This window comes from Paenibacillus caseinilyticus (assembly GCF_027533645.1).
GTDB classification, from domain to species: Bacteria; Bacillota; Bacilli; order Paenibacillales; family NBRC-103111; genus Paenibacillus_G; species Paenibacillus_G caseinilyticus.
Map to the genome: position 1 here is coordinate 57,014 of NZ_JAQAGY010000024.1, position 10,470 is coordinate 67,483.

Here is a 10,470-nt window from a genome sequence, read left to right on the forward strand (position 1 = left end):
TCCGGAATATGGATGGACAGCGGCTTACCATATTCCGGGAATCCGGGAGGGATCATTCCGTGCCTGATGTAGACAAAAACCTGGTGAAGGCAGCAGCCAGAATGCCTTGGGAAAGCAAAATGAACATCATGAAAAAGGACCTTGTTCGAAATCGCAACATTTATCTCATGCTTCTTCCTGTAATTGCCTATTACGTCATTTTCCATTACGGCCCCATGTATGGTCTGCTCATTGCGTTTAAGGATTTTGGTATCGCAGACGGAGTTTGGCGAAGTCCTTGGGTCGGGTTTACCCACTTTCAACATTTTTTTGAAAATCCTTACTTTGGGCGGCTTATCCGCAATACCTTCATGATCAATGTCTATGAATTGCTGTTCGCCTTTCCCGCCCCTATCATCCTGGCTCTTTTACTTAATGAAATTCGCCTTGTCCTATTCAAACGACTCGTACAGACCATTAGTTATCTCCCCCACTTTATTTCCATCGTAGTCGTAGTGGGAATGCTCGTCGATTTTGCTGCGCGCGATGGTCTGGCCAATAACATCCTCGGATGGTTCGGTATGGAGCCGATCGCTTTCCTTCAGGAGCCGGGGTGGTTTCGCCCCTTGTTTATATCCTCCGGGATCTGGCAAGGGATTGGATGGGGTTCCATCATCTATCTCGCCGCGATGTCCACGATCGATCCTTCCTTGTACGATGCAGCCCGGATCGATGGTGCAGGCCGATGGAAGCAGACCTTGCATGTAACAATCCCAGGCATCATGCCCACGATCATCATCCTGCTGATCCTGAACATAGGATCCATGCTTTCCGTCGGAAGCGAAAAGATCATACTGATGTACAACCCGCTAACCTATGAAACGGCAGACGTAATTTCAACTTATGTATACAGAAAAGGGATTCTTGGGGCTGATTTCGGGTATTCCGCTGCCGTAGGTTTGTGTAATTCAGTCATCAGCTTTATTTTGCTTACACTTGCCAATACGATCAGCAAACGAGTAAGCGAACACAGGTTGTGGTGAAGGGGAGAGAACATATGAATTACAAACGCACCCTGGGCGAAACCCTATTTTCATGGTTTAATCTGTGTTTTATGCTTTCGCTTTGTTTCTTGACGCTGTATCCATTTATGTATATCCTGTTCGCCTCTTTAAGCGATCCTGCGGAAATGGCCCAGTATCGCGGCATGCTGTTCTACCCGCAGGGGTTTAGCTTGGCTGCCTATAGAGCGGTGCTGGACAATCCCATGGTTTCAACCGGTTACCGGAATACGCTTTTCTATGTCACGGCAGGAACCGTTATCAACTTACTCATGACAACGCTCGGCGCCTATGCCCTCTCCCGTCGAAATGTTTATTTCAGTAACGCCATCATGCTCTTTATCGTTATCACCATGGTGTTCAATGGAGGGCTTATTCCCTCCTTCCTGCTGGTAAACAACCTGGGTCTGTTAAATACGCCTTGGGCGCTTCTTCTGCCTGGCGCCATCAGCTCGTTTAACTTAATCATTATGCGAACCGCCTTCCAAGGCATACCTGTAGGGTTGGAAGAATCCGCACGCATCGATGGAGCGAATGACTGGACCATTTTGAGTCGAATCATCATCCCCCTCTCCATGCCCGTCATTGCCGTTATGATTCTGTGGTACGCCGTAGGACACTAGAATTCGTATTTCAGTGCATTGATCTATTTGCGTGATCGGGAATGGTTCCCTCTTCAGCTGGTGCTCAGGGAGATTCTTATTTCGAACAGCACAGATAGTATGATGACCGGAGCAGGCGCCGGCGATCGTATGGATATTGGCGTAACGATTAAGTACGCGACGATCATTGTATCCACATTGCCCATCTTGATCCTGTATCCCTTTTTGCAAAAATACTTCGTGCACGGCGTTATGATCGGTGCGTTAAAGGAGTAAATCCCCTTCGATTACGCTCGATGGCGAAGGCCGGCATGACCGCGTGAAGAGCGGTCTTCGACGGGCTATAAACGGCGCCGATAACTGGCCGATGCGGAAAGTTCGGGTCCGAGTTGATCGTCAGCGATCCGGAAGAGCTCGAAACGTGGACGATGCGTTACGCCGCGGCGACGATGGAGTCTTGATTCGTGGCGTCAAGCTGAAGGGCTCTTACCTCGACCGGACTTGCGCCGGCTCGTTGTGCCTAGCTTGGCTAGGCGCGATAGATCAAAAAGCCGCCGTTTCTTCGGCGGCCGTATCTATGTTATTCGCGTTCCCAGAGAAGATGGCGCAGTCTTCGATCGGTCAGCCACAGCGCCCCCCAAGCAAGTACGGCGACATAGACAGGAAACATCATGTGAGACCACAACGGATGATCCACCCTGAGATGTGCAGCCACCGCGCCGCCTAAGTAGCCTGTGAGCAGCAGCGCCCCCAAGAACCGCGTTCGCGGTAAGGCATACAGGATGGTGCAGAACAAACCTAGAACTCCCATCGCCACGAGGTGGTTCTCGGTGAATCCAAGTGTGAGCGTGCCCTCTATCACTGGCGCGGGCTTGGCGATTTTCCCTATCCCATCGAACAGCATGAACAGGACGACGATTCCGCTCATGGCACGCGCCGTCCAAAGCCGCGCCTTAGAGATGTCGTTTGCGATCGTTATCCCCGTGTTCGTCTTCATCTCCATCTTCATGACCGTCCCCCCTATTCTAGGATTTCTCCGTATATTTCTTGAAATTGTCCAAAATCGCCTGCCATCCCGCCTGCTGCATCTCGGTGGAATGGGTGCTTTCCGCGTCAAAAATTTCAATCACCTTGGTTTCGTTCCCTTGATTCATGAAGGTGATCTCGACCTTTCTCCCGTCTTCCATCGTGTATGAAATCTGCTCATGCAGATTCACGACGTCGTAGGTTCCAAAAAAGTCAAACCCCATGCTGCCGTCTTTCGCTTCCATCCGGGTGAGGAACCTGCCTCCAACCCGCAGATCATTTTCCGCCTTCGGTGCGTGCCATGTCTCCGAAGCTTGATTCCACTTCGTGATGTGTTCCGGCTCGGTCCAGTACCTCCATGCCTTTTCTACCGGCGCTTGAACGACGGCCTCCACGGTAACTTTCGTCGGTTGGCTTGTTTTCATTGTAAAAACACCCTCTCTTGTTTTTGTTTTCACTACTGTAGACGAAACCAACCGACGAAATTCATCGGTCCAATCGATCCGGAAGCCCGAATCGGGCAAATAATTTTCGATTGATGAAATTCTGGACGTGGAATACTTGGTTGTCTTTCACTTCTAAGAGGTGAATTCCCCAAGGGACCAAGCCGTCCTCTTCGCTGCTCGGCATATACTGCGCTAACGCAGGGTAACCGCCATTGGCCGTAACCGGCACAAACCGGGATCCCTCGCAATGGCCGCGCGTAAGCGTGAAGAACTTGAACAAATCGTCCTTGCCGCGCACCCACATCGGGAAAGGCGGCATCGACATCCGACCCTCTTCATGGAACAAGGCGACCAGGGCGCTGATATCGAATTGCTCGAAAGCTTCCACATATCGCGACAGCAATTCCTGATCCGGTGCCTCTTCGCTCCTGTGAAACTCATCGGAACGGAGCTGCTCCCGCGCAAGCGTATCCCTGGCTCTCTGCAGAGCGCTGTTCACTGCTGCCGGCGACATGCCTAACGTCTCTGCGATCTGCTTGGAGGGCCACTCGAATACATCCTTCAAAATCATCACTGCCCGTTGCCGGGGAGGCAAGAGCTGTAAAAGTGTAATAAAACAGATATGCAGCGTATCTTTGCGGATGAAAATATCTTCCGGATTATTCGAAAAGTCAGGGGCCGGCCAAATCCAAGACGAGTCAGGCAGCGTCTCGCGAGGTTCGACAATCGATTCCGCAGGGCCAAAGAAGTCTACGGGGCGAATGCGGCGTTTCGTTTGTCTTAGCTTGTCCAGGCATATGTTGGATGCGATCCGATAGACCCACGTTTGAAATGAGGATTCCTGCCGGAAGGAGTTCCAGCTCTGCCAGACGCGAATGAAGGTTTCCTGCACGGCATCGTCTGCGTCATCGATAGACCCCAGCATCCGATAGCAGAATGAGGTTAACCCCGGTTTCAAGTCGTCAAATAACTGAAGTTCTGGTGCGGTTGCGTTCATTGCGGTGACCACCCTTTTATGGAAGAATTCTTCAATAACTATAATACCTATTGAAGATTTCGTTTGTATACAAAAAAAGAGCAGCGCCACCAGATGGTGGGCCACTCTTTCTTCGCGGGGCATGGTTTATATCTCCGTGTAGATCTGGAAGGTCACGCCGAACTTGTCCGTGACGTCGCCGAATCCGGGGCTGAACGATTCCTCCTGGAACGGCATATTGACATGGCCGTCCTGCCGCAAAGCATCGAAGAACCGCCTCGACTTCTCTACGTCGTTCGTCGTAATACAGATCGTCACCCGTTTCCCGGCTGCGATCGGGGAACCCCCGGGCGCAGCCGAAAACATCAGCTCCGATTCGCCCACTCTCAGCTTTGCGTGCGCCACAAGACCCTTCAGATCGTCAGTAAACGTATCGGGCATGTCCGGCATGTCTCCGTAAGTCACAAGGGAAAGAATCTCGGCGCCAATGGCTTGCTCGTAGAACTGAAGGGCTTCCTTCGTGCGTCCCTCCAAATTAATGTAAGGGGTAAGTTTGACCGTCATCGTTGGTTCCTCCTAAGTTTGGATTGAGTGCGATTTGCGATTCATAACTATAGACGTACGAGTCGCCGTAAATTCATCGGTGCGTCGCAAACTTCGGAATCCATCCGGTATTTATTTTTCGTATATTTATCAGCGTAACGGATTCTCTAACAGGGGCCGTACTTCAAGCCGTGGGTAGTGCAATTCTGTCCGTATCTAATTAAAATTCTACGTGAGTTTGTATGGGAATTATCCGTTATAGAGAGCTTATCTTACGGAGGCAGATGACTTGCCCGCTTTGGCCGATACGGTAAAATAACTCATCTCGACAGGTGAGACAAGCTTGGGTTGCGGTTCTCCCATCCTCTTCTCTGCTAGGCCGTCTTGACCTTCATCCGGGCAGTCCTGCCGGTATCTCCCCTCCTCTAACTTCATGTCGATAAAATCGACAACCTGCTGCAGCGAGGCGATCTGGCCGACGATATGTTCCCGGTGGCTCCTTAGGCGTTCCACCAGCTCGGGAAATTCCGCGGGATCGGCATCGGCGGTGACCGCCAAAAAAGGCCGCATTTCCTCCAGCGGCATCCCCGTTTTCTTGAGGCATGCGATCAGCCGGATCGTTTGGATGTCCTCCCTCCGGTAGATGCGGTGCCCGTTGTCCTTCCGCTCTGCACGAGGCAGCAGTGCGATCTTCTCGTAATAACGGATGGTATCCTCCGTAATTCCGGTTAGCTCGGCGGTTTGCTTTATTGTATAGGATTGTTCTTCCTTCATCCGGTTCCCTCCGAAGGTTGTTTCCTGCATTATACATCTTGGAGCCGACTCCAAGTCAAGCTTCTGATCCTGTGGAGAAATTCTTTATTGTCGCGTCTTGACTTGGAGTCGACTTCAAGTTATAGCATGTGCTCTATCAGGGCAATGATGCCGTTACCAGGAGGAGAAGCACGATGAACAAGTACCCGCGTGAACATACCGCATTCATTACAGGAGCAAGTTCCGGGATCGGGTTGGAACTAACCCGGAAATTACTGGCGGAGGGCTGGCAGGTGGCTGCTTTGAACCGTTCGGACTTTCCGGCGGACGATAGAAGCATCCATAGTGCGGTCAAGAGTGGATCCCTTCGAATTTACAAAACAGAGGATCTTGCCGATTATGACAGCTTGAGACGTACTTTGGAGGAGATCAAAAGAAAGGAGCAGCGGATTGATATTTTGTTCAATAACGCCGGAGGTTCCTTTGCCGAGCTGAGCTATTCGAAACAAGGACGCGAGAAGCATTATGAACTGTTAACGGTCGTTCCGTATATTATTCTGATAGAGTTGAAGGAACTCCTAAAAGTCGGCAGCTTAAAAACGGTGATCAATACCTCGTCATCGGCGTTTACATTCACAAAAGAGTTTTCGGTCGAAATCCTGGAACACCCCAAAACCTTCCGCAAGCTGATAGGTCCTTATGCCACCTCCAAGCTGGCTCTTTCGCTGTGGACGCAGGCCATTGCGCCGCAGCTTGGCAAGGAAGACATCATGATTCGAAGCGTTGACCCAGGCGGCAACAATACGCTGCGGCAAGGGAAACGATCCGGACTCCCCCTCTTGGTTAAAGCACTCATGAAGCTATTTTTTCCGCCGCCTACTCACGGCGCGGGCAAGCTGTATGAAGGGGCTCTCGGGGAACACCGGCATAAAACCGGCGTGTTTTTGCTGAAAGGTCAGGTCGCGGAACTAAAATTTAAAGACCAGGCGCCGAACGTTCTGGAAAGGATTCAAGCGATTTATGAACATGAATTTTTGCAGCATACATCTTATTAATATCGACTTGTATGATAAGGCCCGTGCTAGTGAAAGACATCCAGGAAAAGCTGCATCAAACCTGCTCTCCCGAGCAAGTTGCACACACTTCGCTACAAAGGATGCTGCGCCGGTTTTCAGCCCCTTCTGACGTATTGCGGCTAACTCCAACAAACGGCAGCCGAACGTTTCTCCGGCTGCCGTTCCTCCGACGGTTCTGTAGGAGAACTTCCGTTTTTAGGTGCCCGAATTCACTTGGTGATATCTATAATAATCTTGTGCATGTACCGCTTTGAATCCAACGGATTCATATAACCTTAGCGCATGATCGTTTTTCGTTTCGACTTCCAAGTGTACTGAGTATCCGGCCGAACGCTGGTCTTTAATGACTCGGCGCAGCACATTTCTGCCTATGCCTTTGCCCTGGTATTCGGGCAAAATGGCAAATCCATAAATCCACGCTTGCCCCTGTTCCCGGCTCACTCTAATTTTCCCCACGGTTCCTTCGTTCACAACAATCATGAACATATCCGTGTTATCCCCGAGGGCCTTGCTTTCCATCACTCTGGCGTCGTCTTCGTCCACTCCGAACGCCGCAACGGATAATCGTACGCGCATTTCGTAATCATCCCATGCTGCTTGCCTCAGTAGAATGCCGTCATCTTCTTCAAGAGGCATTTCTTTCCACTCCATTTGATGCTCCGAGAATGCATACTCAGCCCCTTTTTTACTCAAAAAAGCTCTTGCCATATTGGATCCCGCAGGCGCGTTCAACAAGATTTTCTTGTATCCGTTTTGTTTCACCTTCTCCATTCCCAGTCGGAACAATCGATGGAAATGCCCCTTTCGCCGTTCACTTGGATTAACCATGCCACATACTTCGACCGTAGAACCAAAAGTGTACAATCCTAAAAAAGCTACAAGTTCGCCATTTTCGTAATGAAAAAAATCCAGCTGATCAGATTCGCGGTCTCTAAGCATGTCCCAGTTAAGCTTTAGTTGTACATGATCATGCGTTTCGCACTCTTTTTGCAAATGTTCAATATCTTTTAATTGTTGTGGCGTTAACATTTTTTTGCTCCTTTGGCTGGAATTTTGTATTACAAGGTAATGATTACATGTTCTTGTGATACATTTTGAAAACCCTCGAGATCACCACTGCGGAGCTCATTACATATGGAGCGTACCGGTCTGGTCTTCGATAAGCTGCGAACTCAATCCGTTTGGTTTTCTTGGCTGTTCCGGGTGTTCTGTTGGCAGATATCGGCTAACTCCCTAATCTCCCGAGCCAGCCTCTGGTTCACGGGATATATACTCTCGATGTACTGTAAAATGAACAACGCCGATTCGGGCACCCGGTCATATCCCTGAATCATTTCACCTAGGATACCGGCAAAACGGGGATACCGCTTCTCCAGCCTTCGCTCCAGTCCGAACGCATCAGGGAAGTAATCTTCCTCGGTCTCGATCAGATGCAGAACCGACAAGATGCTGTCTACCGCGTAGCTTTGGACGAATCGGGTTGCTGTCAGCTTCTCCCCCCGAGCATAACGGCCCAGTCCGACATACAAATTCGTTAAAGCCTCGTTCAGCGGGTGATCCAGGCTGTCTTCTCTCAAACGGGGCGCGGGTTGCGATGGTTTCGCTAAGTCCGCTCTGGTATACGATGGGTCTTTCCAGACGACCCGCCCTTCGGCATAATGACAGTTCTCCAGCTCCCGCTCCTCGAATATGGCATATTCGCCGTAAATGCCGTCGGCGAATAGAATTTTGCATCCATCCTTGGTATTCTGAAAGGAATACGCTAACGGATGCACCTCCTCCAGCCAGTCAAGCTGACGGATGAAGCGCTCTTTATTCCCCGGTTTGACAATAACGAAAAAATCGAGATCCGAATAGTCATCCAGCCGCCCGGTCTCCATACCAACGGAGCCAAGCCCCAGCAGCATTTCCGCTCCGCCCTTGCGTTCCAGCATTTTTCCGATTTCGTCCAGCCGTTTCAGCAATTTCTCTGTTTTCGACATATAAGCTCCTCCTTTGAATACTGGCATTCATGCAAAAAGGATCCAACCCCTATTCCTAGCGAGGTTGAACCCTTCGGTTACATTGCCTTTAAAATGTAACTGCAACATATCACGGCAGGGATGGACTGTCAAGGAACAGTCGATGCCTCATCCATTACATTCTCATACGTCTTCCGGCTTCCTCAAAATACGGCGGATGACCTCTGAATTCGGCTGAACATAACCCGGCGAGAGCATATAGTGATGTTCGCCGTGTCCCGCGTATACATGTGAGCCCGCGCTGGTCTCGGCCTGGGGACCGGTCGCCTCCCGGCTGGTATCCATCGCTTCAATCAGATGAACATGGGCTGCGATGGGTCCGTTAACGAATGCATTGGTCAGGTAGTCGCGGAACTGCGGGTGCTCTGTTCGATATGAGCCATGGCTGGCAGCATGCTTCAACCTAACCGTGCAAGCCCCCCACCAGTTGGGGACGGGGCAGGCAGCGGCCGATCGGGATTTGAACGAGGCTGGTCAGCCCCTGTTGGGACAACCGGTAGATCTCGTCACATCCTCCGGCCCGAAAGCCAAGCAGCGGACGCCCTCCCATCCCGAGAACGGACGAGGCCAGCAGCAGATGATGCAGGAGCATGCCGGCTTCCATCTGCTGAATGCGGTATCCCCTATACCCTAACTCAGGAATCAGGTGATCGGCAGCACCGGCAATGTGCAGGCAGATCGGCACTTGAAACAAATTGACGTTGTGAAGGATCATTCCCTGCTGCAAACGGAGCCGATGGTCACCGGCAAGCACGCGCCGGAGTGCGCGGGCGGCTGTGTCATAGCGGTAAGCTCCGTCCGGAACGCCTTCGACGTTATAGAAACACCCGTATAAAGCGACGCGTTGCGTGGACGCCTCCCCCGCTCCGTCCAAATCGTTGCAGTAAGCGAAGGAAGCCGCCGCTTCATGCAGCAGGGCGGCTAACTGCCCTGCCGTTACGCGGCTCAAGACAAATTCGCTTTCGGGCGAATATCTTGTTCGACTGGCCGCCCCGAGATCGAAGCCCAGCCGCTTCACTAGGGGCAAATAGACGCTCTGCATTCCGCTTTCCGCGCGCAGGGATGGCTCTAAACGGCGAAACGGCGGCAGCGTATCCAGCACCGCCGATTCGTTCATCAGAGTCAGCAGCGGGATCTCCTTTACGTTCCTCGAACGCATGAAATGCTGATGTTGAACAGCCGGCAGCTCGCGGTAAAGCTCATCCGCCGCAACCTGCACCTGCGCGCCGCTGCCGTCGCCGATCCAAGGGATGTCGCGCTGCGCCGAAAGCGGGATAACCGCATACACGTTCTCTTCCCGGCCGGATAACCCCAGCAGATGGCCTACGGCCGAGTCCAAAAACCGGTAATGAACTCTTGACGAATAGCCGAACCGATTCGCCGTCTCCAGCAGCTGCCCCAGGAGCACGCCTGTATCGAGCCCTTGCAGACGATAAGAAAAGGTGTTGTATTTATAAGCATTTTTCCAAACCATCGCCGATACGAAGACAACGCCGAAGCATGAGGATAGATCACTGCGGCCCCCGAGAGCCCGGGCCATATACGAATCGTAGTCGCCTTCCCGCAGCAGTACCAGGCGGTGATGCGCTGCATCGTAATGGTAAACACCGGGACCTCCGGCTGCGGAGCGTAGATAGACGTACAATTCATTCGGGTACAGCCCTCCACCGGATGGGACGAATCTGCGGTACGACTGCACCGCAGCGTCATAAGAATGGCTGACCTGAGTCAGCCCATAGGCGTACCAGAGAAAATGTCCGATATCTTTCAGGCTCGGCTCAGCGGGCGTTCGTCGTGCTTCCAGCGTCAGCGGGATATCCGAGGACAGCGGAACAGCAGGCAGGCCGCGGTACAGCTTATAGGATAAGGGCTTGTCGTCCCAATCAACCTCCCAGCCGGGCACTCCGCTCTCGTGGCCGTCGGCATGAAGCTCGCGGATAAAGGCTTCCAGACTCATTCTGCTTCCCCCCTTCGCACCTATTGAGAG

General features: G+C 51.8%; 11 protein-coding genes and 1 pseudogene. 3 read left to right on the forward strand and 9 right to left on the reverse strand.

What is annotated here, in order from left to right:
• The first annotated feature begins 59 nt into the window (after positions 1-59).
• Complete coding sequence (locus tag O9H32_RS26480; protein WP_406627385.1) at positions 60-1,022, forward strand: ABC transporter permease; 963 nt, start codon at positions 60-62, stop codon at positions 1,020-1,022.
• Between the two features lie 14 nt (positions 1,023-1,036).
• A pseudogene (locus O9H32_RS26485) lies at positions 1,037-1,918 on the forward strand (carbohydrate ABC transporter permease).
• 304 nt (positions 1,919-2,222) lie between these two features.
• On the opposite strand, the gene O9H32_RS26490 reads toward O9H32_RS26485, so the two are convergent.
• The 5 genes from O9H32_RS26490 to O9H32_RS26510 form a co-directional block, all read right to left on the reverse strand.
• On the reverse strand, positions 2,223-2,651 hold the full coding sequence (locus O9H32_RS26490) for a DoxX family protein (RefSeq protein ID WP_269869136.1): 429 nt from the start codon (positions 2,649-2,651) through the stop codon (positions 2,223-2,225).
• Positions 2,652-2,667: 16 nt separating this feature from the next.
• Positions 2,668-3,093, reverse strand: coding sequence for an SRPBCC family protein (locus O9H32_RS26495; RefSeq protein WP_269869137.1), 426 nt, complete (start codon positions 3,091-3,093; stop codon positions 2,668-2,670).
• A gap of 61 nt (positions 3,094-3,154) precedes the next feature.
• On the reverse strand, positions 3,155-4,234 hold the full coding sequence (locus O9H32_RS26500) for a sigma-70 family RNA polymerase sigma factor (RefSeq protein ID WP_269869138.1): 1,080 nt from the start codon (positions 4,232-4,234) through the stop codon (positions 3,155-3,157).
• Between the two features lie 3 nt (positions 4,235-4,237).
• Positions 4,238-4,654 carry a VOC family protein gene (locus O9H32_RS26505; RefSeq protein ID WP_269869139.1) on the reverse strand — a complete coding sequence of 139 codons (417 nt, stop codon included), beginning with the start codon at positions 4,652-4,654 and terminating at the stop codon, positions 4,238-4,240.
• 246 nt (positions 4,655-4,900) lie between these two features.
• Complete coding sequence (locus O9H32_RS26510) at positions 4,901-5,407, reverse strand: MerR family transcriptional regulator (protein WP_269869186.1); 507 nt, start codon at positions 5,405-5,407, stop codon at positions 4,901-4,903.
• A gap of 173 nt (positions 5,408-5,580) precedes the next feature.
• Here O9H32_RS26510 and O9H32_RS26515 point away from each other — a divergent pair, with 173 nt between their 5' ends.
• The gene (locus O9H32_RS26515; protein WP_269869140.1) at positions 5,581-6,441 is read left to right on the forward strand and encodes an SDR family NAD(P)-dependent oxidoreductase; all 861 of its coding nucleotides are present in this window, start codon (positions 5,581-5,583) and stop codon (positions 6,439-6,441) included.
• Positions 6,442-6,657: 216 nt separating this feature from the next.
• Here the strand turns inward: O9H32_RS26515 and O9H32_RS26520 are convergent, their stop codons facing one another.
• The 4 genes from O9H32_RS26520 to O9H32_RS26535 all read right to left on the reverse strand — a co-directional run bounded on the left by O9H32_RS26520 (position 6,658) and on the right by O9H32_RS26535 (position 10,440).
• Positions 6,658-7,491 (reverse strand): GNAT family N-acetyltransferase, encoded by an 834-nt coding sequence (locus O9H32_RS26520; RefSeq protein ID WP_269869141.1) that lies wholly within the window; start codon positions 7,489-7,491, stop codon positions 6,658-6,660.
• Positions 7,492-7,634: 143 nt separating this feature from the next.
• Complete coding sequence (locus O9H32_RS26525) at positions 7,635-8,444, reverse strand: hypothetical protein (protein WP_269869142.1); 810 nt, start codon at positions 8,442-8,444, stop codon at positions 7,635-7,637.
• Between the two features lie 162 nt (positions 8,445-8,606).
• Positions 8,607-8,885, reverse strand: coding sequence for a hypothetical protein (locus tag O9H32_RS26530; protein WP_269869143.1), 279 nt, complete (start codon positions 8,883-8,885; stop codon positions 8,607-8,609).
• 1 nt (position 8,886) lies between these two features.
• On the reverse strand, positions 8,887-10,440 hold the full coding sequence (locus O9H32_RS26535) for a SagB family peptide dehydrogenase (RefSeq protein WP_269869144.1): 1,554 nt from the start codon (positions 10,438-10,440) through the stop codon (positions 8,887-8,889).
• Positions 10,441-10,470: the final 30 nt, after the last annotated feature.

Excerpts from the sequence above, each read along its gene's own strand:
- O9H32_RS26500 (WP_269869138.1), bottom strand. The coding sequence starts at position 4,234 with ATGCCCCGCGAAGAAAGAGTGGCCCACCATCTGGTGGCGCTGCTCTTT.
- O9H32_RS26510 (WP_269869186.1), bottom strand. The coding sequence starts at position 5,407 with ATGAAGGAAGAACAATCCTATACAATAAAGCAAACCGCCGAGCTAACC.
- O9H32_RS26535 (WP_269869144.1), bottom strand. The coding sequence starts at position 10,440 with ATGAGTCTGGAAGCCTTTATCCGCGAGCTTCATGCCGACGGCCACGAG.
- O9H32_RS26525 (WP_269869142.1), bottom strand. The coding sequence starts at position 8,444 with ATGTCGAAAACAGAGAAATTGCTGAAACGGCTGGACGAAATCGGAAAA.
- O9H32_RS26495 (WP_269869137.1), bottom strand. The coding sequence starts at position 3,093 with ATGAAAACAAGCCAACCGACGAAAGTTACCGTGGAGGCCGTCGTTCAA.
- O9H32_RS26515 (WP_269869140.1), top strand. The coding sequence starts at position 5,581 with ATGAACAAGTACCCGCGTGAACATACCGCATTCATTACAGGAGCAAGT.
- O9H32_RS26490 (WP_269869136.1), bottom strand. The coding sequence starts at position 2,651 with ATGAAGATGGAGATGAAGACGAACACGGGGATAACGATCGCAAACGAC.
- O9H32_RS26520 (WP_269869141.1), bottom strand. The coding sequence starts at position 7,491 with ATGTTAACGCCACAACAATTAAAAGATATTGAACATTTGCAAAAAGAG.
- O9H32_RS26505 (WP_269869139.1), bottom strand. The coding sequence starts at position 4,654 with ATGACGGTCAAACTTACCCCTTACATTAATTTGGAGGGACGCACGAAG.